Below are 24,112 nucleotides of genomic sequence, written 5' to 3' on the forward strand. Positions count from 1 at the left end.
TCGGCATCGAACCGGCTCCCTGACCCGCGCGTTCAGCCGATATCCGACCGCAGCAAAGCGCTCTTGCAGCCGTCTAGCGCAATTGCGCAGACAGCGCGTGCGCGGATTCTGCGTTCGGCCTCGGTCACCGGTCCCAGTCCCTTGTTGAAGAGTTCTGACAGGCCGTGCACGTTGCTCCACAACGCGAACGACAGCACCTCAAGTTTCTGGTCATCAAGTCCCGGCAGCCATGCACGCAGCGCGGATTGTAGAATCTGATACGCATTCGGGTTGTTGTCCCCGCCTTGCGCCAGCTTTTCTGCCGGCGACTTTCCGGCAATGGCGAACATCATGGAAAATATGTTGGGATTGCGTGTTGCATAGTCCACATAGGTGAGGCCGACGGTCATGACCGCGTCCTCGGCGGTCAGAACCCCCGACTGTTCCGTGTCTGTGAGCATCGCCGCCGACAACTCGGCGAAAGCACGATGCGTCAGGGCGATCAGGATGTCGTCCTTGGACTTGAAATGGCGATAGACGGCCGCCGGGTCGACATTCGCCGCGCGCGCGCAGGCCCTCAGGCTCAGGTTTTCCGACCCATCGGACACCACGGTGTCCCACGCGATGCGCATCAACCGGCCATGGAAGGTTCACAAATGGGTGCCACCGCTCTCGGCGATGATGCGGCTCTTGCGTCGGCTAAGAAAACTGACGCCAGAAAAGACCGGTTGTCTGGGAACACTCGCGTCCACACCCGGGGTGACGGTGCAGTATTGGCGCAGCTTCGATGACCTCGAAGCCTTTGCCCATGCGGAGCCTCATAAACCGGCTTGGGCCCGCTTTAACCAAGCGGTCAGCAAGTCGAGGGGCGATGTCGGTATATGGCACGAAACCTATCTAGTCAGCCCCGAAGGCCATGAGAGCCTGTATTCCGGAATGCCGCCTCATGGTCTAGGCAAAGCCGTGGGTCTGGTGCCTGCCAAAGGGGCAATGTCATCCGCGAGGAAACGGCTCGGCAAAGGCGGTAGCCACGGCTGAAGACGTTGTCACTTTGGCACCCGGTGTCCCATCGACGCTGCCTGCTGGGTAGGCAAGGCCTGCTATCGATCTCTCATCGCTCGGCGCAGCCGACATCAGCCCGCGTTCCTCAGCCAATTGCATATCACGCGCGGCCTTCTGCACGCTTCGGCATAAGGCCAGGCAGACCTACCGGTCGTTTATGGGGTTCGTGGTGATCCCGGCAGGATTCGAACCTGCAACCTGCCCCTTAGGAGGGGGCTGCTCTATCCAGTTGAGCCACGGGACCGACCACCCTTTCCATGCCTGTTCAGCGCCGATCCGTCAACGCCCTGAAAGGTTGCATGCTGCCGCTTGGCCACGGCATCCTTGAGGAGTATAAGCGGCCACCGGCATCGTGGGCCGGCTGATTTTTCGGGACGATCCAGATTGACGAAACCGACAGTCAAACGACCGTTGACCCTGCGCGATGTTTCCGAGGCTTCGGGTGTCAGCGAGATGACCGTAAGCCGGGTGCTTCGCAACAAGGGCGATGTCAGCGAAGCGACCCGCCGCAAGGTTCAGGAAACGGCCAAGCGGATGGGATACGTGCCCAACAAGATCGCGGGCGCGCTGGCCTCGAGCCACGTGAATCTTGTGGCCGTCATCATCCCGTCGCTGGGCAACATGGTCTTTCCCGAGGTTCTGTCGGGTATCTCCGAGGTTCTGGAGGATACCGTCCTGCAGCCGGTGGTCGGCGTGACGGATTACCTTCCCGAAAAGGAAGAAAAGGTCCTGTTCGAGATGCTGTCGTGGCGGCCGGCCGGTGTGATCATCGCCGGGATCGAGCATTCCGACGCCTCGCGTGCGATGCTTGAACGCTGCGGCGTGCCAGTGGTCGAGATCATGGATGTGGATGGGGAGCCGATCGACGCCTGTGTCGGCATCTCGCACCGCCGCGCGGGTCGCATGATGGCCGAAGAGATAATCGCGGCGGGTTATTCACGGATCGGGTTCGTCGGAACAAAGATGCCGCTGGATCACCGGGCCCGGAAGCGGTTCGAAGGCTTCATCAGGACGCTGGGCCGCGCCGGGATCGAGATCGCGGACCGGGAATTCTACGAAGGCCCCTCGGCGCTCAACAAGGGGCGGGAGCTGACGCAGCGCATGCTGGAACGCACACCGGATCTCGATTTTCTCTATTATTCGAATGACATGATCGGGGCAGGCGGCCTGCTGTACCTGATGGAACAGGGCTATGACATTCCCGGAAGGATCGGTCTGGCCGGGTTCAACGGCGTCGAATTGCTGGATGGTCTGCCGATGAAACTTGCCACGATGGATGCCTGCCGCCGGGATGTGGGCCGCCGTGCCGCCGAAATCGTGGCAAACCGGATTTCTGATCCCGACGCGGAGGATGGCGCCTTGATCGAGCTGACGCCCCGGCTCGATCCTGGCGATACGCTGCTTCGCTAGGATTTTGCCGGAACGGCTGCCGGTTGCTTGGACAATTGCACCGCGAGGATCCCGGCCGCGATGATAGCCACGCCCAGCACGTCGAGGGGGCCGAGCCGTTCGCTCAGGATCGCGGCTGCGACTGCCACGCCGAAGAACGGGTTTAGGAAGTGGAACGTTGCCGCGCGCACGGCGCCGATCCGGTTGACGAGCACGAACCAGGTGAACGTGGCAAGCAGACCGGGCACCAGCGTCGTATAGATGAACGCCGCGACAAGCGACCAGTTCCAGTCCACCGACCATGTCTCGAACAGGAAGGCAGGCGGCGCCAGAACGGCAGCGCCGACCAGCATCTGCAGGCCCACGACCATCAGCAGGTTCCCCCCGGAAGAGGCGTTGCGCACCGCAAGCGTCGCCACTGCCAGCGAGATGACCCCGATCAAGCAGAGCAGGATGCCCAGCAGATCGACCCCGCCCGTCATGCGCAGCCCCATGATCAGAAAGACCCCCGCGATCCCCGCACCAAGGCCGAGAATGGCGAGGGGCTTTGGCCTGTCACCAAAGACAAGCCAACCCGCGATCGCCACAATAAGCGGCATCGTCGAAGCGATGATCGCCGCGAGGGAGGCTTCGACCCATTGCATCGCGACGAAGTTCATCCCGAGGTAAAGCGCGTTCTGACAGATGCCGAAGATGATGACCGCGCGCCATTGCCGGGAAGTCAGTCGCATCGACTGGCCCATCAGGGTGGCGATCCCGATCCCGATCAGCCCCGAAATCAGGAACCGCAGCGACAACGATCCCATGGGCGGGGCATATTCCACGATGATCCGCGCCGAAGTAAACGCCGAAGACCACATGAAGGCGAAGGCAAGACCCATCAGTATTGCGCGGATATCCATCAAGTGCCCTTCCCTTCATCTTCGACCCTCCTAATCAGAGTGACTGTCGTTGACCAGAACCCTTGCGAACGGGGCGGGCGGGTGGCGAACCATTCAAGTCTTTCTCTATCGGTTGGCAAAGCTGCCGCATGTCCTTAATGATCCCGGCCTGCGCCCAAGATGAGAGCAGAGGATGATCATGTATCTGGCGGCCTGTTTCTTCGCGGTGTGTATGGCGTGCCACGTCGGCACAAACCGTTTCGGGGCCGCCGCCCCGTGACGACATTGACATGGATCGAGGGTGGCGGTCGTTGGCAGCGCTGCTGCCGTCAGCGCGGGGCGACCAGCCTTATGCCGAGTGGTTTCGCATGCGCGCCATACTGACCGGCCTTTGGCGGCGGCGGCGCGCCATTGTCTTCTATCTCGTCCTGCTGGCCATGGGCTGGATGATCGGGCTGGCTTTCCAGAATGTAAGCTTTCTTGAGACAAGTCTCATGAACGAGCCGATGATCCATCGGATCGTGATTCTGGCCCTCGTGGCCTATGTGCTTACCGCGGCGATACCCTTCGTCCCGGGAGCCGAGATCGGATTCGGCCTTTTGCTGATGTTCGGAAGCGCGGCGGCCCCGATCGTCTACTTCGGCATGGTCGGGGCGCTGTCCTTGTCATTCATCGTGGCGCGCATCGTGCCGCGCGGGCCATTGTGCAGGGCCCTCGCCTGGATCGGTCTGGGCCGCGCGGCCGCATTGGTGGACGACCTCGATCAAGTGGCCGCTGAAGACAGGGAAAAGCTGATCCTTTCGTATTTTCCCGCAGGGCTGACCCGGGGCCTTGTCAACGGCCGCTATCTCCTGCTGGGCCTCGCGATCAATCTGCCCGGAAACTCGATCCTCGGCGGCGGGGGTGGGCTGGCCTTTGCGGCGGGGCTCAGCGGTCTTTACGGGGTCTGGGCCTTCATCGGAACCATCGCGATTGCCGTGGCGCCCATTCCGCTGGCATTCCTGATCCTGGCATAGAAAAAGGGCCGCCCGCTAAGGCGACCCTTTTCCCGATTTCTCTAACCTTGCGAGGTTCAGCCGTTGACGCTGTCCTTCAGAGCCTTCGCGATCGTCATCTTGACGACCTTGTCGGCCTCTTTCTTGATCTGCTCACCGGTGGCCGGGTTGCGCACCATGCGCTCGGGCCGCTCGCGGCAATAGATCTTGCCGACGCCGGGAAGAGTCACGGCACCGCCGTTCGACACTTCTTCGGTGATGATCTGGATAAGGGCATCAAGACTGGCCCCGGCCGTTTTCTTGTCGCTCTCGGTCTTTTCGGCAAGCGCAGTCACAAGCTGCGATTTGGTCATCGGTTTGGCCATTGTCTTTCTCCCTGATTCTGCACCCCCTATGGGGGCCTGTTCGTGTCGGTCCACGCTATCTGGTATAGCTCCACAACGATTTGGGCCGTATTGCAAGTGTAAACAGCACTATTTGTGTAAAAATGGCGAAATTCAGAGAAAGGCCGTCTCTTCAAAGCTACGCAGCTTCCTGCTGTGAAGTCGCTCCAGCGGCATCTCGCTCAATCGTTCCATTGCTCGAATTCCGATCATCAGGTGCCGCGACACCTGCGTCTTGTAGAAACTCGAGGCCATGCCGGGAAGTTTCAGTTCCCCGTGTAACGGCTTGTCACTCACGCACAGAAGCGTGCCATAGGGCACCCGGAAACGAAACCCGTTGGCCGCAATCGTGGCACTTTCCATATCAAGAGCGACGGCCCGCGACTGGCTGAGCCGCTGAACCGGACCACGCTGATCACGAAGCTCCCAGTTTCGATTGTCAAAGCTCGCAACCGTTCCCGTCCGCATGATCCGCTTGAGGTCATAGCCCTCGAGTTCGGTCACATCGGCAACCGCCCCTTCAAGGGCCACCTGCATCTCTGCCAGCGGCGGGATCGGCACCCAGACGGGCAGGTCGTCATCCAGCACCTTGTCTTCGCGCAGATAGGCATGCGCCAGAACGAAATCGCCCAGCCTTTGTGAATTGCGCAGGCCCGCGCAATGGCCGACCATCAGCCACGCATGAGGCCTGAGAACGGCGATATGGTCGGTTGCCGTTTTCGCGTTCGAGGGGCCGACCCCGATATTGACCAGCGTGATGCCTGAGCCGTCCGCCCTCTTGAGGTGGTAGGTCGGCATCTGCGGCATCTTTGGCGGCGGCCTTAGCGGATCGTCCGGCCCATGGATCACCTGGTTTCCGGTGGCCACAAAGGCGGTATAGCCGCTCTCGGGATCGGCCAGAACCTTGCGGGCATAGGCTTCGAATTCCTCGACATAGAACTGGTAGTTGGTGAAGAGCACGAAATTCTGAAAATGCTCGGCCGAGGTGGCGGTGTAATGCGCCAGCCGGGCCAGCGAATAATCCACGCGCTGCGCCGTGAACGGGGCAAGCGGCGTCGATCCGTCCGGATAGACATAGCCGTCGCCGTTGACGATATCGTCATTCGTGGTGGCGAGGTCGGGCACATCGAAGACGTCACGCAGCGAAAAGCCGATGGCCCCTTCCTGCGGAACAGACACGCTCGGGTCATCAGCCACGGCAAAGTGAACCGGCATCGGCGTGTGCGACATGTCGATCACGACCGGCTGATCGTGGTTCTGGATCAGAAGCTTGATCTGCTGCCTGAGGTAATTGGCGAAAAGGTCCGGCCTTGTGATCGTGGTCGAATAGACCCCGGGCTCGGCGACGTGACCGAAACTCAGCCGGCTGTCCGTCAGCTCGAAGGTCGAGATCGTCAACCTGATCTCGGGGTAGAACGCCCGGATGCGCGATGCCGGCCGGCCATTCTCCATCGCGTCGGAGAAGTGTTCCGACAGGAATTGCGTCGAAAGGCGATACAGCTCCTGAAGTCGCACAATGGCGGCGTCCGGGTCGGTAAAGGCCTCGGGCGGCGGTGCGGCAGGGCTGAGGATGTCTTGTGCAGATGTAACCATTTCAATCTATCACCACGAACGGGTTTCCTTGGCAAGCCAATCGTCTCGCGCGGGCCCGGACATGAAGGACACTTGCGCCGACGCGTGACCCGCCTAGTCTGGAAATGTAACGGCAAAGGATCAAGCGATGGCGAACCACGGTTCCAACATCAATCACTGGACAGAGCGCTGCGATCTGGCGGCGGCGTTTCGATGGACGGCCCGGCTCAATATGCACGAGGCCGTGGCGAACCATTTCTCGTTCGTGATCTCGGATGATGGCCGCAAGTTCCTGATGAACCCCAATCAGCGGCACTTTGCCCGTATCCGGGCCTCGGACCTGATCGTTGTCGATCTTGACGATCCCGATGCGATGACAGGGCCGAATGCCCCTGATCCGACGGCCTATGGATTGCATGGCGGCATCCATGCGCATGTGCCTCATGCGCGCTGCGCCATGCATTGCCATTCGATCTTTGCCACGGTTCTGGCCAGTCTGGCGGATTCGCGGCTTCCGCCGATCGACCAGAACTGCGCGACCTTCTTCAATCGGGTGGTGATCGACGAAGATTACGGCGGGCTGGCCTTCGAGGAGGAGGGCGCAAGATGTGCCGCGCTGTTCGACGATCCCTCGAAAAAGGTGATGGTCATGGGCAATCACGGCGTGCTGGTCATTGGCCAGACCGTCGCCGAGACGTTCAACAGGCTCTATTACTTCGAACGCGCGGCCGAGACCTATATCCGCGCGCTTCAAACCGGCCAGCGGCTTCGGGTGCTGCCTGATCACATCGCCGAAAAGACGGCACGAGAGCTTGAAGATTATCCCGAACAGGACGAACGCCACCTCGCCGAACTGCGTGCCTTGCTCGACGCCGAAGGGTCTGATTACGCGACCTGAATCGGGAGGCGGGTCTGTGCGCGCCATCGCAATGTCGCATCCCGGCATGCGCTGTCGCCCAATGGCTCCAATCTGATCCGGGATGATGGCGGGGAGAACATCGATGCAGTTTGGCCTTTCGGACGAGCAGGAGATGATCGCCGACACCGTGCGGAGTTTCGTGGAGAAAGAGATCTATCCCCACGAAGATCTTGTTGAACGGAGTGGCGAGGTTCCGGCGGAAATCGCGACCGAGATCAAACGCAAGACGCTCGAACTGGGGTTCTACGCCTGCAACTTTCCCCAAAACGTCGGTGGCGCGGGCCTGAACCATCTTGAATTCGCGCTGGTCGAAAGGGAATTGGGTCGGGGATCGATGGCCCTTACCCATTTCTTCGGTCGGCCCCAGAACATCCTGATGGCCTGCGAGGGCGATCAGGTCGACAGGTATCTGATGCCCGCGGTGCGGGGCGAGAGGATGGATGCCCTTGCCATGACCGAACCCGGCGCCGGTTCCGACATCCGCGGCATGAAATGCATGGCGCGGCGCGACGGCGACGACTGGATCATCAACGGAACCAAGCATTTCATCTCGGGCGCGGATCATGCGGATTTCCTGATCGTTTTTGTCGCGACGGGCGAGGATCAGACGCCACGGGGCCCGAAAAAACGGATCACCTGTTTCCTCGTGGATCGAGGCCATCCCGGTTTCACGATCCGCGACGGCTATGCCTCGGTCAGTCACCGGGGCTACAAGAACATGATCCTCGACTTCGACGAGTGCCGCCTGCCCTCGGGTCAGGTTCTGGGTGAGGTCGATGCCGGGTTCGATGTCATGAACACATGGCTTTATGCCACGCGGATCACCGTTGCGACCATGAGCGTCGGACGCGCCCGCCGTGCGTTTGATTATGCCTTGCGCTATGCCGCCGAGCGCGAACAATTCGGCCAGAAGATCGGCAAGTTTCAGGGCGTGAGTTTTCAACTGGCGGACATGATCACAGAGATTGACGCCGCCGATCTGCTGACCCTCGCCGCCGCCGACAGGCTGGATCAGGGCCTGCCCGCGAACCGCGAAATCGCAAGCGCCAAGCTCTATGCCTCCGAGATGCTGGCGCGTGTCACGGATGCCGCGATCCAGATCCACGGCGGCATGGGATTGATGGAAGACTATCCACTGGAGCGTTTCTGGCGCGATGCCCGGGTGGAGCGCATCTGGGATGGCACCTCGGAAATTCAGCGTCACATCATCAGTCGCGATCTGTTGCGCGCGCTGGGCGCCTGACGTGGCGCAGCGCCGGTTGAACAGGCTGCTCCGCCCCCGAAGCATCGTCTTCGTGGGGGGGCGGCATGTCGCTTCCGCGATCCGGACGACGCGACGGGCGAGCTTCGATGGCGATATCGCCGTCGTCAACCCGACCCGCGAGGATATCGCAGGCGTGCGCTGCACCCCCTCAATCGCGGATTTACCGTTCATACCGGACGCGGCGCTTGTCGCCCTGTCGCCCGAACGCAGCATTGTGGCGGTGGGTGAACTTGCGGCCCTTGGCGTGGGCGGCTCGGTCGTGATCTCTTCGGGGTTTCGCGAGATCGGTGCCTATGGTGCAGACCTCGAAATACGTCTGGCAGAGGCCGCGGGCGACATGGCCCTGATCGGGCCGAATTGCCTTGGTGTCATCAACCAGTTCGATGGCGCCGCCGTCTTTGGCGATGATGTTCTGGCGCGGCAGGTCGCGGTTCCGGGGGCCGCAATCGTATCGCAATCCGGCGCCTTCATGATCGGGATCGCCTGTGTCGAAAGGGCCTTTCCCCTCGGCTATGCCATCTCGATCGGCAATCAGGCGCAGATCGGGCATGCCGAATGCATCGAGGCCTTGCTCGATGATCCCCGCGTCAAGGCGATCGGGCTTTATCTCGAGGGGCTGGATGACGGCGCGGCCCTTGGTCGGGCCTGCTGGAGGGCGGCGAAGGCCGGGGTTCCGATCGTGGCGCTCAAGGGTGGGGACGGCGCGCTTGGGTCGCAGGTCGCCCAAAGCCATACCGCCGCGATCCTTGTGGAAAGCGCTGTCTGGCGGGCTTTTGTGGACCGGTTCGGTATCCGGGAGGTGTCGTCCCTCAAGGCGCTTGTCGAGACGCTCAAGATTCTGTCGGTGGGTGGCGTGTCGCGCGGGCGCCGGGCCACCATCGTGTCGTTCTCGGGCGGGCTGAACGGGCAGGTCGCGCGAGCTGCTGCGACATGGGGGATCGAGCTGCCGCCGCCGTTACCGGATCGGGCTGAAGCGCTGACCGCGCGACTGCCCCGGACGATAGCGGTGTCGAACCCGCTGGATCTGAACCTGCCCTACACCTCGAATACCGGGGCGTCGCTTGAAGACGAGGAGGCGATCGCCGACATCATCGTCGATCTGGCAGAGGGCGTCGCCGATCAGGTGGCCTTCATCCTTGATGTGCCACCTTCCGGGCCGGACCGGCTGGACGAACCGTGGCTGCCGGCGATCCGCGCGATGACGCAAGTGCGGGATCGTCTGGGCGTGCCCGCGATTGTCGCGGGTATCCTCCCCGAAGGGCTGGAGCCTGCGTTGCGAGAGCGCATCCTCGCGGATGGTCTTGTTCCGCTGGGCGGCTTTGCCGAAGCCATCGAGGCGATGGGCCATGCCGCAGCCTTGGCCATCGCTGACCATGGGGCCGGGCCTTGTCCGGAACTTCTGCCCCCCTTGCCGGATGCGCCGGTGCGCACCCTCGACGAACAGGCTGCCAAGGCGATGTTCGCGGCGGCCGGCATCGCTGTGCCTCGCCACATTGCTGCCACGCCCGAGGAGGCGCCGATCGCGGCGCGGTCCTTTGACGTGCCGGTTGCGATCAAGGCGCTGTCGGGGGCAATCCTGCACAAGGCGGCAATCGGGGGCGTCTCCCTGTCGCTTGGGCCGAACGAAGTGGTCCGCGCCGTGACGCGGATGCAATCCGCACTTGCCGACCACGGGCATGACCTTGCCCAAATCCTGATCGAAGAGATGGTCCCCGATCCCCGTCGCGAAATCATCCTCGGGGCCCGGCACGATCCGGCGATGGGGATCGTGATGGTCGTGGGGGCGGGTGGCGCCGGGGTCGAGGCGCACAGGGGCACGGTTCACACCCTTCTCTTGCCGTTGCAGGAGGCCACGCTTGAACATGCGCTGGCCGATCTGGGGCTGACGGAACATGCCGCCATGCGCGCCGCCGCCACAGCCTTTGCCGCCTTTGCTGTCGCCCATTCCGAAACGCTCGAAACGGCAGAGATCAACCCGCTCATCCTGACCGCCAGCGGCGCGGCAATCGCTGCCGACGCCGTGATCCAATTGCGCGATATCGAAGGAGACCCCCGATGACCGACACGCCCATCCGGACCGAGCGCCTTGGCCCGATTCTCGAGGTAACGATGGCCAGACCCAAGGCAAACGCCATCGATCTGGCCACAAGCCGGATCATGGGAGAGGTTTTTCGCGAGTTCAGGGACGACCCCGATCTGCGCGTCGCCATCATCACCGGCGCGGGCGAAAAGTTCTTTTCCGCGGGATGGGATCTGAAAGCCGCCGCCGGGGGTGACGCCGTTGACGGGGATTACGGTGTCGGAGGCTTCGGCGGGATGCAGGAATTGCGCGGCCTGAACAAACCGATCATCGCGGCCGTGAATGGCATCGCCTGCGGCGGCGGTCTGGAGATCGCGTTGTCGGCCGACATGGTGCTTGCCGCCGATCACGCCACCTTTGCCCTGCCCGAAATCCGGTCGGGCACGGTCGCGGATTCGGCCTCGATCCGGCTGCCAAAGCGCATCCCCTATCACATCGCGATGGAGCTTTTGCTGACCGGGCGCTGGTTCGATGCCGAGGAGGCGCATCGCTGGGGCCTCGTGAACCGGATCGTCCCGGCCAAGAACCTGATGGACGAGGCGCGCGAACTGGCCGAACACCTCGCCTCCGGTCCGCCCCTTGTCTATGCCGCCATCAAGGAGATCGTGCGCGAGGCCGAGGACATGAAATTCCAAGACGCGCTCAACCGCATCACCCGCAGCCAGTTTCCGACGGTCGAGGCGCTCTACCGGTCCGAGGACCAGAAAGAAGGCGCCCGCGCGTTTGCCGAAAAACGCGATCCTGTCTGGAAGGGCAAGTAGGGGCAGGCCAGACCGCGGGTCGTTCCGACGGCGACCTCAAGACGCCGTCGGAATGGCGAACCGTCCGCTTGCGATTCCGTTGGGCTTGCGCCACGAGGAGATCATGGAAAAGACACTTCTTTCATTCGGTCATGGCTTTTCGGCCCGTGGGCTGACCCGTCTCTTGCTGTCGCGCGGCTGGCGGGTGATCGGCACGACTCGGTCCGAGGACAAGGCGAACCGTCTCATGGCAGAGGGGGTGGAGCCGCGCATCTGGCCCGGCGCCGATATGGCCCCTGCGCTGGATGCCGCGACACATGTGCTGGTATCGGCCGCGCCCGGCCCTGACGGTGATCCCGTCCTTGGCGCCCTGCATGATGAGATCGCCTCGCGCGCGTCGCAATTCGAGTGGGTGGGCTACCTGTCCACCACCGGCGTCTATGGCGATCACGATGGCGACTGGGTTGACGAAACGACGCCGCTGAACCCGGCGACCGCTCGCGGCCAGGCGCGGGTGGACGCAGAGGCCGCATGGTCGGCAATCCCGGGCCTTCCGCTGCATATCTTTCGCCTCGCGGGCATCTATGGCCCCGGGCGTGGCCCTTTCGCCAAGGTGCGGGAGGGCACGGCGCGCCGGATCATAAAACCGGGACAGGTCTTCAGCCGGACCCATGTCGACGACATCGCACAGGTGCTTTGGGCCTCGATCGAACGGCCCAACCCCGGTGCCGTCTACAACGTCTGTGATGATGATCCCGCTCCGCCCGAGGATGTGATCGAAGAAGCGGCCCGCCTTCTGGGTCTGCCGATTCCACCGGCCGAGGATTTCGAAACCGCCGAGATGAGCCCGATGGCCCGCAGCTTCTATTCCGAAAGCAAGAAGGTGCGGAACGACCGGATCAAGTTGGAGCTGGGTGTCGTGCTCAGATATCCCGATTACCGCGCCGGTCTTCGTGCCTTGCTGGATTCGGAAGAGCACGGCTGATGATCCATGCCATCGCGGTGAACAACGCCAGAACGACGAGCGCAAAGCCCACGTTGGTGGCATAGAATTCGATCCTGCCCGCCGGCTCCAGATTGTTGAGAAACCTGTAGGGCAGGCCGCTTGTGACCGATCCCGCCGGCGTGTCGTTGAGCGGAGCCACCGCGAATTCGATCCATGCGAAATAGGCTGCGACGCCGCCGATCAGCCAGCCCGCCGAGGCAAGTGGCCGCCGAAAGCCGCGATGGATGAACAGCGCGTCGATCCATTGCAGGGCAGGGCCCAACGCATGCAGATATCCCTCAAGCCACCATGCCGAGAGTTCGCCGTTGCGCGTTACCGATGAAGGATCAGCGAAATACAGACGCCAGTAGAGCAGGACGACCATGAAATTTAGCACAGCCGTCATTCCAACAAAGCCGTCCCAACGCTTGTCAGTGCGGCCCTCTTCCCGGGCGATCATCCGGCTTGCGGCAAAGAACGAACAGAACAGGGCCCAGTTCGTGAGAAACCGGAACGGCCCGCCGAATTCGTCGAAACCGCCGTATAGGACCTGTCTCACGCAATAGCCGGCGGCAAGCAGGAACACGATCCAGCGAAAGATCAGCCTGCCCGACAATTGTGCATCTCTCATTGGCGTTTCATCCTTGCTGCGCAGGCAGACCCGGAGCCAGCCCGATCTGGTGTTTCCACCTTGCGGTGATCCTGTGCGCAGACCATATCCCGAGCGAAACACGGAGTGCCATGCATGACCATCCGCGAACGCGTTGCCGCGTATCTTGAAAGAGACATCGTCAAGAACGTGATCATCGGGGTGATCATCTTCAACGCGGTGATCCTCGGCCTCGAGACGTCCGAACCGGTGATGACATCGGCGGGGTCCCTGATCGTGACCCTCGACAAGCTGTGCCTCGCCATTTTCGTGGTCGAGATCGCGGCAAAGCTGTTTGCCCATCGCGGGCGGTTCTGGCGCAGCGGATGGAACATCTTCGATTTCGTGATCGTGGGCATCTCGCTTGTGCCGACGGGGCAGATCTTCTCGGTCCTGCGGGCGCTGCGGATCCTGCGGGTTCTGCGCGTGATCTCGGTCGCACCGCGTCTGCGCCGGGTGGTCGAAGGGTTCGTCACCGCCTTGCCGGGAATGGGGTCGGTGTTCCTTCTGATGGGGATCATCTTCTACATCGGCTCCGTCATGGCCACGAAACTGTTCGGTGCGGCGTTTCCCGAATGGTTCGGCACACTGGGCAGGTCGGCCTATTCCCTGTTCCAGATCATGACGCTGGAAAGCTGGTCGATGGGCATCGTGCGCCCTGTGATGGAGACGTTCCCCTATGCGTGGGTATTTTTCGTCCCGTTCATCATGGTCACCACGTTTGCCGTCGTGAACCTGCTTGTCGGCTTGATCGTCAATTCGATGCAGGAAGCGCATGACGTCGAAGCCAACGCCGCGACCGATCTTTACCGCGAAGAGGTGATGGACAGGCTCAAGGCTATCGAAGAGGCGCTGGCCCGGCGCGACGCGTCCGGGAAATAGAAAACGGCGCCCCGTGTCGCAGGGCGCCGTTTCGGTATTGGTGTGCGATCAGACGGCCTGGCGCAACTCGCCGGTTTCACCGGTCTTGAGGAAGGTGTCGAGGATGCGGCTGGAATCCGGGAAATGCCGGAAACACAGGTCGCGAACCTCGTCATTCGTCCACAGGATCGCCATCAGGTGCACGAAATAGGCATTGTCGCGGAAATGCGACCACCTGTCCGCCACGTCGAGTTGGGTCGGATCCGTCACCTTCACGCCCGAGAAGGACGATCCGCCACCATGGGTGCTGATCTCCGGCAGATCGAGGTTCCGGGGGTCCAGCCCAAGCTGTTCCACGATCTGGCGGCGATGCGCCTCGTCGACATAGAAGCTGTCATAGACTGCGCCGACGTTGCGCGCGGTGCCGGTCATCGACGTTCCACCGGCGGTGATCGCGGCGTCGACTTCGCGCATGTGGGCGAGCCAGTTGCGGAACACACGCAGGGCCTTTTCGGTCACGAAAAAGGGGTTGGTGTCGTAGTTGAACGCATGATCGGGGTTGTTCTTCGTCTTCTTCAGTCTTTGCTGCAGCCACGACGCCATCCAGTTGGGCAGACTGCGCGTGATGAAGAGGTTGTAATCGATCCGGTCCTCGTAAGGCTCTGATATCCGGTTCGCCAGCGCGTGATGGGCGTCAAGAAACAGGTCCTCGTAGGAAAAGACGACGAGATCATAGCTGTCGAGATCATGCTCGCCACGGATCTTTTCCAGATGTTCCGGGTTCGACGGGCGCAAAAGACCGTCACGGGTCTCGACGCTGTGACATTGAAGCGGGTCTTTCAGCGGCGGACAAAGGTTGAAATGAATATAGCCCCTCGGGCCGGCATTCTCGCAGATCATCTTGATCACGGCGTGATTGCCCACGCGCGGAATACCCATCGCACGGATGAACTTGGTACTGCCTGTCATTTTTGTTTTCCAGTTTTGAACTGCCTCGATAGCAAGACGCTATCAACGGGTCCGAAAGCTGGCAATCTGGGTTACACGCCGACAGGGGCCGGACAGCCGGCCTCGTGGCTTTTCCGTCACCGTGACGGCATCACGCCCTCTGGCTGAGAGTGGCGACGCCCATGACATCAAGGACCTTGGCCTCGATGTGTTCGGCATTCATTCCGGCAACATCATACATCTGCGACGGGCTGGCCTGATCGATGAAGATATCGGGCAACACCATCGACCGGTATTTCAGACCGGCATCGAAGACGCCTTCATCAGACAACAGCTGCGCGACATGGCTGCCAAAGCCGCCCACCGCGCCCTCTTCCACCGTGATCAGGGCGTCATGATCGGCGGCAAGTTTCAGGATCATGTCCCGGTCGAGGGGCTTCGCGAACCGGGCGTCGGCGACGGTGGGCACGATGCCGCGCGCCGCCAGCGCCTCCGATGCCGCCATGACCTCTTGTAGCCGGGTGCCGAAGGACAGGATCGCAACGCCCTTGCCCTCCTGGATCATCCGGCCCTTCCCGATCTCGAGCGGTTGCGCATCTTCTGGGATGTCGACGCCCACGCCTTCGCCGCGCGGGAACCGGAACGCGATGGGTCCGTCGTCATGGGCTGCGGCGGTGGCGACCATGCGCACCAGTTCCGCCTCGTCCGAGGCGGCCATCACGACGAAACCGGGCAGGTTCGCGAGATAGGCAATGTCATAGCTGCCGGCATGGGTGGCACCGTCTGCCCCCACGAGGCCCGCGCGGTCGATTGCGAAGCGCACCGGAAGGCGCTGGATCGCCACGTCGTGGACGATCTGGTCATAGCCGCGCTGAAGGAAGGTCGAATACAGCGCGCAGAACGGCCGCATTCCGCCGGCCGCAAGCCCTGCGGCAAAGGTGACGGCATGTTGTTCGGCAATGCCGACGTCAAAGCAGCGCGAGGCGAACCTATCCATGAATTTCGACAGGCCGGTGCCATCGGGCATCGCGGCGGTGATCGCGCAAATCCGGCTGTCGGCCTCGGCCTGTTTGATCAGGCTTTCGGCAAAGACGGATGTATAGCTGGGCGCGTTCGACTTTGCCTTGGCCTGCTTGCCGGTGATCACGTCGAATTTCGCCGTGGCATGGCCCTTGTCGGCGGCGTTCTCGGCGGGGTGGTAGCCTTTGCCCTTCTTGGTGATCACATGCAGCAGGATCGGCTCGTCGGCGCGCGCGTGGACGGTGCGCAGGACCGACAGAAGCTGTTCCATGTCGTGCCCGTCGATCGGGCCGATGTAGGAAAAGCCCAGCTCCTCGAACAGGGTGCCGCCGACCGTCACATGTTTCAGCAGGTCCTTGGCCCGGCGCGCACCTTCCTGGAACGGATGCGGCAGGTAGGACACGGCGGATTTCGCCGCGGCCTTGAGTTCCTGCATCGGAGCGCCCGCGTAAAGCCGCGACAGGTAGGACGACATCGCCCCAACCGGAGGCGCGATCGACATCTCGTTGTCATTGAGGATCACGAACAGCCGCTTGCCCTCGTGGCCGGCGTTGTTCATCGCCTCGTAGGCCATGCCGGCCGACAATGCGCCGTCACCGATCACCGCGACCGCGTCGCCCAGCCCCTGTTCGGTGCTGCCGCCCATTTCACGGGCCATCGCAAAGCCCAGTGCGGCCGAGATCGAGGTCGAGCTGTGGGCGGCCCCGAACGGGTCATAGGGGCTTTCGGATCGCTTGGTGAAGCCCGACAGGCCGTCCTTCTGGCGCAAGGTGCGGATGCGGTCCCTGCGTCCGGTCAGGATCTTGTGGGGATAGCACTGGTGGCTCACATCCCAGATGATCTTGTCCTTGGGGGCATCGAACACGGCATGAAGCGCCACGGTAAGTTCGACGACGCCGAGGCCTGCACCAAGGTGCCCGCCCGTCTCGGAGACGGCCGAAATCGTTTCGGCGCGCAGTTCATCGGCAAGCTGCCGAAGCTGTGCATCGGTCAGCCCCTTCATGTCCGAAGGAATCCGGACCTTGTCCAGAATAGGAGTGCTGGGACGATCAGACATGCTGCGAAGCCTTTCTCAGTTCCGGCGGGCGATAACAAAGCGGGCCGCATCCCGCAAGTTGTGCGCGCGGTCGCCATAGGGGGCGAGCGCATCGCACGCCTCCTCGACAAGGGTCTGGGCCCGGGCTTTCGCCCCCTCGATGCCCATCAGCGAAACGAAGGTTGCCTTGCCCGCGGAAGCGTCTTTTCTAAGGGCCTTGCCCACATGCTCCTCTTCGCCCTCGACATCGAGGATGTCGTCGGCGATCTGGAACGCCAGTCCCAGCGCAGAGGCATAACGCCGCAACGGCGCGGTATCGGCGGCGGCCAGCCGTGCGCCGGCCTCGGCGGCCCAACCGATCAGAGCGCCGGTCTTGCCGGCCTGAAGGGTCGTGATCTCGTCCAGTGTCAGGGGCCGGTCTGCGGTCTCGGCCGCGATATCCAGCGCCTGACCCAGCACCATGCCCTCTGCTCCCGCAGCCCGTGCCAGCGACTGGACAAGATCGATCCGTACATCGGCTGATCCGACCTCTTCGCGGGCACAGAATTCGAATGCAAGCGTCTGAAGCGCATCCCCGGCCAGAACGGCGGTTGCGTCGTCCCATTTGCGATGGACGGTGGGCTGGCCGCGGCGCAGGTCATCGTCATCCATGCAGGGCAGGTCGTCATGAACCAGCGAATAGGCATGAATGGCTTCGATCGCGGCGGCCGGCCAAACGGCGCTGGCGCGCGCGACATCATGCAGGGCGGCGCTTTCCAGAACGAGGAACCCCCGCAGCCCCTTCCCGCCTGCAACGGCATAACGCATCGCATGAACGATCGGCACATCGGCCAGACCTGACATCGCCTGCGCGAGCGCCGCCTGGGTCTCGGCCGCGGCGCGGTCCAGCGCCGCCTGAAACCCGTCAGTCATCGAGCGAGGTCGTCCCTTCGGGCTGCCCGCCGGGGCCCAGCGTGATCTTGGCGACCTTTTCCTCGGCGTCCTTGAGCTTGGCTTCGCATCGTTTGCGCAACGCGGCGCCACGTTCGTAAAGCGCGATCGAATCCTCGAGCGCGACATCCCCGCGTTCAAGTTTGCCGACGACGGCCTCGAGCTCGCGGATCGCGTCCTCGAAACTCATTTCGTTGACGTCTCTTGCCTCGTCAGCCATCGCTTCGCTCCTTCAGAACTTTGACATGCGCCGCAGCGCTTTCTCCCAGTGCCGCAAGATCATAGCCGCCTTCAAGACAGGACACCACGCGTCCCTCGCACAAGGTGTCCGCCAGATCGCAGATGCGCGCGGTAATCCAGATGAAATCCTCGACGACAAGTTGCAGCCCGGCCAGAGGATCGTCCCGGTGGGCATCGAACCCGGCAGAGATCATGATCAACTCGGGACGGAACGCCTCGACGCGCGGCAGGATCGTGCCCTCCCATGCCTGTCTGAAGGCTTTCGATCCCGACCCGTCGGGCAGGGCCACATTGAGGATCGTATCGTGCGGGCCTGTCTCGGACGGATCGCCGGTTCCGGGGTAAAGCGGCATCTGGTGTGATGAACAGAACAGGATCCGCGCATCATCCTCGACAAGGTCCTGCGTGCCATTGCCGTGGTGCACGTCGAAATCGAGGATCGCGACACGTTTCAGCCCATGGTGATCCAGCGCATGTTTCGCCGCGATGGCGACATTTCCGAACAGGCAGAACCCCATCGGGGTCTCGCGTTCCGCGTGATGACCCGGCGGCCGTGTCGCGCAAAAGGCATTCCCGGCCTCGCCCTGAAGGACGAGGTCGACCGCGCGCACGGCCGCACCCGCGGCACGATACCCGGCGGCCAGACTGCCGACCGACATATGCGTATCCGCATCCAGAGACCGGAACCCGGTTTCAGGGGCCGCTTCGCGAATTGCGGTCACGTGGGATTTCGGGTGCACCCGAAGAAGATCGTCCTCGGCCGCCATCGGGGCCGAGACCCGCATCAGGTCAAGATCCTGCAAAGCACCAAGAACGGCATCCATCCGGGCAACCTGTTCGGGGTGCCCCGGGGGGGTGACATGTCCATGACAATCGGGGTGGGAAATCAGCGCGGTTTTCATGATCCGGACGAAACCCCGAAACCGGCCGCGCTGCAAGCCCGGGCGTGCGGGAAGTTGCCGGCGATCAGTCGGGCGCGAGAAGATATCCCTCGCCGCGGACCGTCTGGATATAGCGTGGCTGCTTCGGGTCTTCCTCGATCTTGCGTCTCAGGCGCGTGATCTGAACGTCGACCGCGCGTTCCTGGGCGCGCCCGTCGCCGCGGCCCAGTTTCTCCACCAGTTGGGATCGGGAGATCGGCTCTCCGGGGGAGCTGGAAAAGATGCGCATCAGCTGGCTTTCGGTCGCCGTCAGCCGGACAGGTGTATCGCCGCTCCACATTTCGCCGCGTTCGATGTCATAGCGGAACGCCCCGAGGTTCAGGACCTTTGGCGCAACCGGCACTGTTTCTGCCGCGGGCACCCGTCGCAGGATCGCGTTGATCCGCAGAAGGAGTTCTTTCGGCTCGAACGGTTTGGCGAGATAGTCGTCGGCCCCCGCCTCGAGCCCGGAAATCCGGTCGCCCGTCTCGGCCTTGGCCGTCAGCAGCAGGATCGGGGTCGAGGTGGTCGTTCGCAGATCGCGGCACAGCGAGATCCCGTCCTCGCCCGGCATCATCACGTCAAGGACGATCAGGTCGAATTCAAGGCCGGTCAGGATGCGTCTGGCATGGGCCGCGTCGCGCGCGGCGCTCACCAGAAATCCATTCCGTATCAGGAATTTCTGAAGCAGGACGCGAATGCGCTCATCATCATCGACAATCAGAAGGTGGGCGTCATCCATGTCGTCAGGCCTTTCAGTCGCGGAGCCGCTCGCTCAATGCGTCATAGCGGCGGCGCATCTCCGGATCCATCATGGCCTCCAACACTTGACGAAACCCTGCGACCGCTTCTGGTCCCGCCAAACGATAGGCGGCGCGCATCCTGTCGCGCTGGGCGTCGGATAGTTCCTTTTCAAGTGCCTTGCCGTCCTCGGTCAGGAAAAGATGCCGTTCTCTCTTGTCGGACTTGCCGACCTCGCTCGAGACCAAACCGTCTTCGATCAGGGTCCGCAATACACGATTGAGGGATTGTTTCGTGACGCCGAGAATGGACAACAGGTTGTTGACCGTGGTGCCCGGGCTTCGGTTGATGAAATGAACCGCACGGTGGTGTGCCCGACCATAGCCTTTCTCAGCAAGGATCCTGTCCGGATCGGCAGTGAAGCCCTGATAGGCGAAGAACATCGCCTCGATCCCTTTGCGCAGCTGCTCGTCCGTCAGAAAGAGGAGGGATTGCCCACCTGTCGGCGAAAGGGTCTGTTCCATGCGAAGATCCTCCTTTGGGTGAATATACGTCAGTGTTGTTGACATTCCAAGGATCAACTGGTAGCGAATCGCAGATTTCGCGCAACATTATGTCCACTTCGGACCTATGGGCGAAATATTTGCAAAGGGAGGAGCCCATGGCTGGGAGCTACGCAGATCGGGACGGCAAGATTTGGTTCAACGGTCAGATGGTGGATTGGCGCGATGCCAACGTCCATATCCTGACGCATGCCATGCATTATGCCTCCTCCGTATTCGAGGGGGAGCGGGCCTATAACGGCAAGATATTCCTCAGCCGTGCTCATTCCGAACGACTTCATTTCTCGGCCGGTGAGCTGGATTTCCAGATCCCCTATACCGTCGACGAAATCGAGGCCGCAAAACAGCAGGTGCTCGCGGTCAATGGCCTGACCGACGCCTATGTCCGGGCCGTGGCGTGGCGCGGTGCCGGCGAAGACATGGGTGTCGCCTCCGCACGCAACCCGGTTCATCTGGCGATCGCCGCCTGGGAATGGGGCGCCTATTACGGTGATGCCAAGTTCAAGGGTGCCAAGCTTGACATCTCGAAGTGGAAACGCCCCAGCCCCGAGACGATCCCGGTTCATGCCAAGGCTGCCGGCCTCTACATGATCTGCACCACCTCGAAACATGCCGCCGAAGCCAAGGGCTGCGCCGATGCGCTTTTCATGGATTATCGTGGTCTCGTGGCCGAGGCGACAGGCGCCAACATCTTCTTCGTCAAGGATGGCGAGGTTCACACGCCCAAGCCTGACTGCTTCCTCAATGGCCTGACACGGCAGACCGTGATCGGCATGCTGAAAGAGCGTCAGATCCCGGTCCACGAACGCCACATCGAACCGGCCGAGATGGAAGGTTTCGAACAGTGCTGGCTGACCGGCACCGCGGCCGAGGTCACTCCGGTGGGCCAGATCGGCGACTACAATTTCGAAGTGGGCGCCCTGACCCGCGACATGGCGGAAAGCTACGAAAAGCTCGTTCGCGCCTGACATGACCCGCGCGGCAGCAGGATCGGATATCGAATCCCTGCTGTCGCTTGGGCGTTCGGCGTTTCGCAAGGGCGACGACGACGCCTCGCGTGAGGCCTTTCGTGCCGCTGTCCTAGCGGACCCCGCCGTTCTGCATCGTCCTTGGGGGCTGATCCCGGAACTCGAAGCCCGCGGGCAAGCGCGCATTCGGGATCGGTTCGTTGAGCGCCTCGATCGTTGGCACAAGGGTGATCCGCCGCCCGCTGTCGCCGAACTCGTGAAGCTGGTCAACAAACGGCATCTTCGCGACTGGGCGGCCAAATCCGGCTTCGCTGTCCCGCGCAAGATCGCCGTCGCGGACCGCCCGGACCAGCTCGATTGGTCGTCTCTGCCGGCCAATGTTGTCGTGAAGCCGGATAACGCCGCATCGAATGCCGGGGTCGTCGTCGCTGTGGACGGTATCGACCGTTTGACGGGACAGCCGATCACAGGATCACTCGCCGATCATGTTGCGCGTCGCTGGCAGGAGGACAAGGTCGGTTCCGCCCGGATCATCGCCGAAGAGGCCGTGGAGGACATCGCGGGTCGGGGCACGGGCAACGGGCTCTGGATTCCGCGCGATTTCAAGGTCTTTGCAGTCGGTGGTATCGCTGGCGCGATCCGCGTGCTCGACCGCAACGCACCGAAAGGCAAGCGGTCCCGGATCACATTTGACCGGTCTGGCCAGCTGATAGACGATCCGATGCCGGACTGGCCTGAGGCGACGGACAAGACGATGCCGGACGGATTCGATACCGTCGTGGCCGAAGCGGAGAGGCTATCCCGCGTTTTCCCCTGGCTGCTGAGATTCGATTTCTACCTGACACCAGACGGTCCCCTCCTTGGGGAGATCACGACATTTCCCAATGCCGGGCTGAGTTTTCGCGGCCCGATGCGGCGTCTGCTGCTCCAGATGTGGCATCTGGAGCCGGACCCACCGCAACGTCCGGCTGCGTGACATCTGTCGTCGATCCGTCACGTCGATGGACGTGTTGCCAGCCTCTCCACCCGCTCGCCATCGTGCCGCGGTTGTCAGGCTGAGCCGTGCGCAGTGACCATGTTGCACAGCATTTCGAACATGATCGACACGCCGAGATAGGCGGTTCCGCCGGACGGATCGAACGGGGGCGAGACTTCGACAAGATCGGCGCCTGCAATGTTGACCCCGGCCAATTCGCGTGCGCAGAGCATGGCCTGGAACGAATTCGGCCCGCCCACCTCCGGTGTGCCGGTGCCGGGCGCAAACGCCGGATCGACGAAATCGATGTCGTAGGAGACATAGGTCGGCGCATTGCCCACCAATTCGCGGGCCTGTGCCATAACGTCGTTCACGCCGCGCGCGTGGAACTCCTCGATCGGGATGATCGTGATCCCGACAGCGGCGGCGAAATCGCGATCCTCGAAATCGTAGGCCGTGCCTCGGATGCCGATCTGTATAACCCGGGTCGGATCGAGAAGGCCCTCTTCCACGGCGCGGCGGAACGGGGTGCCATGGGTCAGAAGCGTGCCGTTGAAATAGCTGTGGAACAGGTCCGTGTGGCTGTCGAAATGGATCATGCCAAGGGGGCCGTCCGAGGCCAGTGCCCGCAGGATCGGCAAGGAACACAGGTGATCGCCCCCCGCCGTGAGCGGGCGGACCCCGGCGGCCTTCACCCGCGCATAGAACTCCGTCATCCGGGCCATGCTGTCGGCCACGTCCGCGGGGTTCGGGCCCACATCGCCCAGATCAGCGCAATTGGCGACCTCGAAGGGGCGGACGCGTGTCACGCTGTTCTCGGCCCGGATCATCGTCGACATGTCGCGCAATTGCCGGGGCGCGTGGCGCGGGCCGGGCCGGTTGGTGGTTCCCCCGTCCCAAGGTGCACCGATCAGCCCGATATCCACCTCGGCCAGACGCGGATCCTCAAGGGTCACATGCGGCAGCCGCATGAAGGTGGGAACACCGGCGAAGCGCGGCAGATCGAAGCCCGAGACAGGTTGGAAGAAAGGGTCAGACAAGGCGGTCTCCATCTTTGAATTCCCGCCCGTCCGGATGACGCCCATCATGATGGGGCGAGGAATACCGATTTATCGCGGCATTCCCAGACTGCTCCAAGGTCCGACAGGGCCTGATCCTGAAATCCGGGGCCATTGGTCCATGTTCTGCCTGTTGCCCGGGCAGTTCGGGGGCGCGCTGGCCACGCGCGATGCAGCATCGCGCCGCGACGGGGCCAACTGGCAATTGCGCCGCGCCCCGCTCTGGGTCAGTCTGACGGCGCGTGGCCCACGACCGCGCATCCTGACGCGGAGCCCATGCCCATGAACGCCCCCGAATACATCTTTGATGCGGCAACGAAGCCCTCGCTGCCTTGGCAAGACGTGCCGCTGATCCGCGCGACCGAGGACAGTGTGAAGGGTTATGGCTGCCTTGTGGACGATCCCGCAGGGTTCGAGATCGAAATCACCCGCTGGCCACAACAGGGCTGGCGCCCGATCGACGACGGAACAGGCGACGAGGCCGGCCACGTCGAAGGCATCTTCCGGGGCGAATGGCAGGGAGATGTGCTGTTTGGGAAGAACGAAGCCGTGGGCGGGCATTATGTGCTTGGCTGGTCGACCGATCCGCAGAACGCCAGCTCGATCCGGCAGACGGCGCCCCGCGATCAGGTTCTGTTGTGGCACATGAACTATCATCCCGATGGCGGGCAGATGTTCTATCCGCTCGACAACGAACCTTTCATCGTTCCGGTCGCGCTGCCGGGCGATAATCTGAGCCCGGACAAGGTGATTGCGTTCTGGTGCGACGGAACGCGCGGTCTCTATATCCATGCGGGCATATGGCACGAGGGGATCTTTCCGGTGGGCGATACGGGCCGGTTCCTCGACCGGCAGGGTGCGGTCCATGCCCGGGTCAGCGCCGATATCGGCCGGGAATTCGGCGTCTACCTGTCCTGCCCTCTCGATCCGGCAGCGATCCGGGACCTGTGATC

General features: G+C 62.6%; 25 protein-coding genes and 1 tRNA gene. 12 read left to right on the forward strand and 14 right to left on the reverse strand.

Going from position 1 to position 24,112, the window contains the following annotated elements; all coding sequences use genetic code 11:
• Window positions 1-32 precede the first annotated feature (32 nt).
• The gene (locus EP376_RS11610; protein ID WP_127655688.1) at window positions 33-611 is read right to left on the reverse strand and encodes a TetR/AcrR family transcriptional regulator; all 579 of its coding nucleotides are present in this window, start codon (window positions 609-611) and stop codon (window positions 33-35) included.
• Between EP376_RS11610 and EP376_RS11615 the strand changes: the two genes are divergently transcribed.
• Window positions 604-1,017, forward strand: a complete 414-nt coding sequence (locus EP376_RS11615; RefSeq protein ID WP_127655689.1) for a DUF4188 domain-containing protein — start codon at window positions 604-606, stop codon at window positions 1,015-1,017. The genes EP376_RS11610 and EP376_RS11615 overlap by 8 nt on opposite strands.
• A gap of 191 nt (window positions 1,018-1,208) precedes the next feature.
• On the opposite strand, the gene EP376_RS11620 is transcribed toward EP376_RS11615, so the two are convergent.
• Window positions 1,209-1,285 (reverse strand) — tRNA-Arg (locus tag EP376_RS11620).
• A 140-nt stretch (window positions 1,286-1,425) separates the two neighbouring features.
• Here EP376_RS11620 and EP376_RS11625 point away from each other — a divergent pair.
• A complete protein-coding gene (locus EP376_RS11625) occupies window positions 1,426-2,451 on the forward strand; it encodes a LacI family DNA-binding transcriptional regulator (protein ID WP_203331025.1) in 1,026 nt (341 codons plus the stop codon).
• Here the strand turns inward: EP376_RS11625 and EP376_RS11630 are convergent.
• On the reverse strand, window positions 2,448-3,332 hold the full coding sequence (locus tag EP376_RS11630) for a DMT family transporter (protein WP_127655690.1): 885 nt from the start codon (window positions 3,330-3,332) through the stop codon (window positions 2,448-2,450). The genes EP376_RS11625 and EP376_RS11630 overlap by 4 nt on opposite strands.
• A 290-nt stretch (window positions 3,333-3,622) precedes the next feature.
• Between EP376_RS11630 and EP376_RS11635 the strand changes: the two genes are divergently transcribed.
• Window positions 3,623-4,327 (forward strand): hypothetical protein, encoded by a 705-nt coding sequence (locus tag EP376_RS11635; RefSeq protein ID WP_127655691.1) that lies wholly within the window; start codon window positions 3,623-3,625, stop codon window positions 4,325-4,327.
• Between the two features lie 56 nt (window positions 4,328-4,383).
• On the opposite strand, the gene EP376_RS11640 is transcribed toward EP376_RS11635, so the two are convergent.
• Window positions 4,384-4,671, reverse strand: coding sequence for an HU family DNA-binding protein (locus EP376_RS11640; RefSeq protein ID WP_127655692.1), 288 nt, complete (start codon window positions 4,669-4,671; stop codon window positions 4,384-4,386).
• 132 nt (window positions 4,672-4,803) lie between these two features.
• Complete coding sequence (locus EP376_RS11645; protein WP_127655693.1) at window positions 4,804-6,282, reverse strand: AMP nucleosidase; 1,479 nt, start codon at window positions 6,280-6,282, stop codon at window positions 4,804-4,806.
• Window positions 6,283-6,409: 127 nt separating this feature from the next.
• Between EP376_RS11645 and EP376_RS11650 the strand changes: the two genes are divergently transcribed.
• The 5 genes from EP376_RS11650 to EP376_RS11670 all read left to right on the forward strand — a co-directional run bounded on the left by EP376_RS11650 (window position 6,410) and on the right by EP376_RS11670 (window position 12,249).
• Window positions 6,410-7,159, forward strand: coding sequence for a class II aldolase and adducin N-terminal domain-containing protein (locus EP376_RS11650; protein ID WP_127655694.1), 750 nt, complete (start codon window positions 6,410-6,412; stop codon window positions 7,157-7,159).
• Between the two features lie 103 nt (window positions 7,160-7,262).
• Window positions 7,263-8,423 (forward strand): acyl-CoA dehydrogenase family protein, encoded by a 1,161-nt coding sequence (locus tag EP376_RS11655; protein ID WP_127655695.1) that lies wholly within the window; start codon window positions 7,263-7,265, stop codon window positions 8,421-8,423.
• The gene (locus EP376_RS11660) at window positions 8,359-10,503 is read left to right on the forward strand and encodes an acetate--CoA ligase family protein (RefSeq protein ID WP_164744919.1); all 2,145 of its coding nucleotides are present in this window, start codon (window positions 8,359-8,361) and stop codon (window positions 10,501-10,503) included. The genes EP376_RS11655 and EP376_RS11660 overlap by 65 nt, the downstream gene beginning before the upstream one ends.
• Entirely contained in the window at window positions 10,500-11,285 is a 786-nt protein-coding gene (locus tag EP376_RS11665) for a carnitinyl-CoA dehydratase (protein ID WP_127655697.1), read from the forward strand. The genes EP376_RS11660 and EP376_RS11665 overlap by 4 nt, the downstream gene beginning before the upstream one ends.
• 103 nt (window positions 11,286-11,388) lie before the next feature.
• Window positions 11,389-12,249 (forward strand): SDR family oxidoreductase, encoded by an 861-nt coding sequence (locus EP376_RS11670; protein ID WP_127655698.1) that lies wholly within the window; start codon window positions 11,389-11,391, stop codon window positions 12,247-12,249.
• Here EP376_RS11670 and EP376_RS11675 read toward each other — a convergent pair.
• On the reverse strand, window positions 12,188-12,880 hold the full coding sequence (locus tag EP376_RS11675) for an androgen-induced gene 1 family protein (RefSeq protein ID WP_127655699.1): 693 nt from the start codon (window positions 12,878-12,880) through the stop codon (window positions 12,188-12,190). The genes EP376_RS11670 and EP376_RS11675 overlap by 62 nt on opposite strands.
• A gap of 114 nt (window positions 12,881-12,994) precedes the next feature.
• On the opposite strand from EP376_RS11675, the gene EP376_RS11680 reads away from it, so the two are divergent.
• Complete coding sequence (locus EP376_RS11680) at window positions 12,995-13,780, forward strand: ion transporter (RefSeq protein WP_127655700.1); 786 nt, start codon at window positions 12,995-12,997, stop codon at window positions 13,778-13,780.
• A gap of 48 nt (window positions 13,781-13,828) precedes the next feature.
• Here EP376_RS11680 and EP376_RS11685 read toward each other — a convergent pair whose 3' ends face one another.
• From EP376_RS11685 to EP376_RS11715, 7 genes are all read right to left on the reverse strand, one after another.
• Window positions 13,829-14,728, reverse strand: a complete 900-nt coding sequence (locus EP376_RS11685) for a hypothetical protein (protein ID WP_127655701.1) — start codon at window positions 14,726-14,728, stop codon at window positions 13,829-13,831.
• Window positions 14,729-14,858: 130 nt separating this feature from the next.
• Window positions 14,859-16,784 (reverse strand): 1-deoxy-D-xylulose-5-phosphate synthase, encoded by a 1,926-nt coding sequence (gene dxs / locus EP376_RS11690; protein WP_127655702.1) that lies wholly within the window; start codon window positions 16,782-16,784, stop codon window positions 14,859-14,861.
• Window positions 16,785-16,799: 15 nt separating this feature from the next.
• Window positions 16,800-17,675: a farnesyl diphosphate synthase gene (locus EP376_RS11695; protein ID WP_164744920.1), complete on the reverse strand. Its 876-nt coding sequence runs from the start codon at window positions 17,673-17,675 to the stop codon at window positions 16,800-16,802.
• The gene (locus tag EP376_RS11700) at window positions 17,668-17,913 is read right to left on the reverse strand and encodes an exodeoxyribonuclease VII small subunit (RefSeq protein WP_127655703.1); all 246 of its coding nucleotides are present in this window, start codon (window positions 17,911-17,913) and stop codon (window positions 17,668-17,670) included. Before EP376_RS11700 ends, EP376_RS11695 begins: the two co-directional genes overlap by 8 nt.
• Window positions 17,906-18,835: a histone deacetylase family protein gene (locus EP376_RS11705; RefSeq protein WP_127655704.1), complete on the reverse strand. Its 930-nt coding sequence runs from the start codon at window positions 18,833-18,835 to the stop codon at window positions 17,906-17,908. Before EP376_RS11705 ends, EP376_RS11700 begins: the two co-directional genes overlap by 8 nt.
• Before the next feature lie 64 nt (window positions 18,836-18,899).
• The gene (locus tag EP376_RS11710) at window positions 18,900-19,595 is read right to left on the reverse strand and encodes a response regulator (protein WP_127655705.1); all 696 of its coding nucleotides are present in this window, start codon (window positions 19,593-19,595) and stop codon (window positions 18,900-18,902) included.
• A 13-nt stretch (window positions 19,596-19,608) separates the two neighbouring features.
• Window positions 19,609-20,118 (reverse strand): MarR family winged helix-turn-helix transcriptional regulator, encoded by a 510-nt coding sequence (locus EP376_RS11715; protein WP_127655952.1) that lies wholly within the window; start codon window positions 20,116-20,118, stop codon window positions 19,609-19,611.
• A gap of 137 nt (window positions 20,119-20,255) precedes the next feature.
• Between EP376_RS11715 and EP376_RS11720 the strand changes: the two genes are divergently transcribed.
• Both EP376_RS11720 and EP376_RS11725 read left to right on the forward strand, forming a co-directional pair.
• Window positions 20,256-21,125, forward strand: coding sequence for a branched-chain amino acid aminotransferase (locus EP376_RS11720; RefSeq protein WP_127655706.1), 870 nt, complete (start codon window positions 20,256-20,258; stop codon window positions 21,123-21,125).
• A gap of 1 nt (window position 21,126) precedes the next feature.
• The gene (locus EP376_RS11725; RefSeq protein ID WP_127655707.1) at window positions 21,127-22,101 is read left to right on the forward strand and encodes an ATP-grasp fold amidoligase family protein; all 975 of its coding nucleotides are present in this window, start codon (window positions 21,127-21,129) and stop codon (window positions 22,099-22,101) included.
• Window positions 22,102-22,175: 74 nt separating this feature from the next.
• On the opposite strand, the gene EP376_RS11730 is transcribed toward EP376_RS11725, so the two are convergent.
• Window positions 22,176-23,141, reverse strand: a complete 966-nt coding sequence (locus EP376_RS11730; protein ID WP_127655708.1) for an agmatinase — start codon at window positions 23,139-23,141, stop codon at window positions 22,176-22,178.
• A 300-nt stretch (window positions 23,142-23,441) separates the two neighbouring features.
• On the opposite strand from EP376_RS11730, the gene EP376_RS11735 reads away from it, so the two are divergent.
• Window positions 23,442-24,110: an ureidoglycolate lyase gene (locus tag EP376_RS11735; protein ID WP_127655709.1), complete on the forward strand. Its 669-nt coding sequence runs from the start codon at window positions 23,442-23,444 to the stop codon at window positions 24,108-24,110.
• The last annotated feature ends 2 nt before the right edge of the window (window positions 24,111-24,112 follow it).

Source organism: Alexandriicola marinus, from assembly GCF_004000435.1.
GTDB lineage: Bacteria > Pseudomonadota > Alphaproteobacteria > Rhodobacterales > Rhodobacteraceae > Alexandriicola > Alexandriicola marinus.

Coding starts and splice junctions, on each gene's coding strand:
- EP376_RS11615 (WP_127655689.1), top strand. CDS start 604: ATGCGCATCAACCGGCCATGGAAGGTTCACAAATGGGTGCCACCGCTC.
- EP376_RS11610 (WP_127655688.1), bottom strand. CDS start 611: ATGCGCATCGCGTGGGACACCGTGGTGTCCGATGGGTCGGAAAACCTG.
- EP376_RS11630 (WP_127655690.1), bottom strand. CDS start 3,332: ATGGATATCCGCGCAATACTGATGGGTCTTGCCTTCGCCTTCATGTGG.
- EP376_RS11640 (WP_127655692.1), bottom strand. CDS start 4,671: ATGGCCAAACCGATGACCAAATCGCAGCTTGTGACTGCGCTTGCCGAA.
- EP376_RS11645 (WP_127655693.1), bottom strand. CDS start 6,282: ATGGTTACATCTGCACAAGACATCCTCAGCCCTGCCGCACCGCCGCCC.
- EP376_RS11650 (WP_127655694.1), top strand. CDS start 6,410: ATGGCGAACCACGGTTCCAACATCAATCACTGGACAGAGCGCTGCGAT.
- EP376_RS11655 (WP_127655695.1), top strand. CDS start 7,263: ATGCAGTTTGGCCTTTCGGACGAGCAGGAGATGATCGCCGACACCGTG.
- EP376_RS11660 (WP_164744919.1), top strand. CDS start 8,359: ATGGCACCTCGGAAATTCAGCGTCACATCATCAGTCGCGATCTGTTGC.
- EP376_RS11665 (WP_127655697.1), top strand. CDS start 10,500: ATGACCGACACGCCCATCCGGACCGAGCGCCTTGGCCCGATTCTCGAG.
- EP376_RS11670 (WP_127655698.1), top strand. CDS start 11,389: ATGGAAAAGACACTTCTTTCATTCGGTCATGGCTTTTCGGCCCGTGGG.
- EP376_RS11675 (WP_127655699.1), bottom strand. CDS start 12,880: ATGAGAGATGCACAATTGTCGGGCAGGCTGATCTTTCGCTGGATCGTG.
- EP376_RS11680 (WP_127655700.1), top strand. CDS start 12,995: ATGACCATCCGCGAACGCGTTGCCGCGTATCTTGAAAGAGACATCGTC.
- EP376_RS11685 (WP_127655701.1), bottom strand. CDS start 14,728: ATGACAGGCAGTACCAAGTTCATCCGTGCGATGGGTATTCCGCGCGTG.
- dxs (WP_127655702.1), bottom strand. CDS start 16,784: ATGTCTGATCGTCCCAGCACTCCTATTCTGGACAAGGTCCGGATTCCT.
- EP376_RS11695 (WP_164744920.1), bottom strand. CDS start 17,675: ATGACTGACGGGTTTCAGGCGGCGCTGGACCGCGCCGCGGCCGAGACC.
- EP376_RS11700 (WP_127655703.1), bottom strand. CDS start 17,913: ATGGCTGACGAGGCAAGAGACGTCAACGAAATGAGTTTCGAGGACGCG.
- EP376_RS11705 (WP_127655704.1), bottom strand. CDS start 18,835: ATGAAAACCGCGCTGATTTCCCACCCCGATTGTCATGGACATGTCACC.
- EP376_RS11710 (WP_127655705.1), bottom strand. CDS start 19,595: ATGGATGACGCCCACCTTCTGATTGTCGATGATGATGAGCGCATTCGC.
- EP376_RS11715 (WP_127655952.1), bottom strand. CDS start 20,118: ATGGAACAGACCCTTTCGCCGACAGGTGGGCAATCCCTCCTCTTTCTG.
- EP376_RS11720 (WP_127655706.1), top strand. CDS start 20,256: ATGGCTGGGAGCTACGCAGATCGGGACGGCAAGATTTGGTTCAACGGT.
- EP376_RS11725 (WP_127655707.1), top strand. CDS start 21,127: ATGACCCGCGCGGCAGCAGGATCGGATATCGAATCCCTGCTGTCGCTT.
- EP376_RS11735 (WP_127655709.1), top strand. CDS start 23,442: ATGAACGCCCCCGAATACATCTTTGATGCGGCAACGAAGCCCTCGCTG.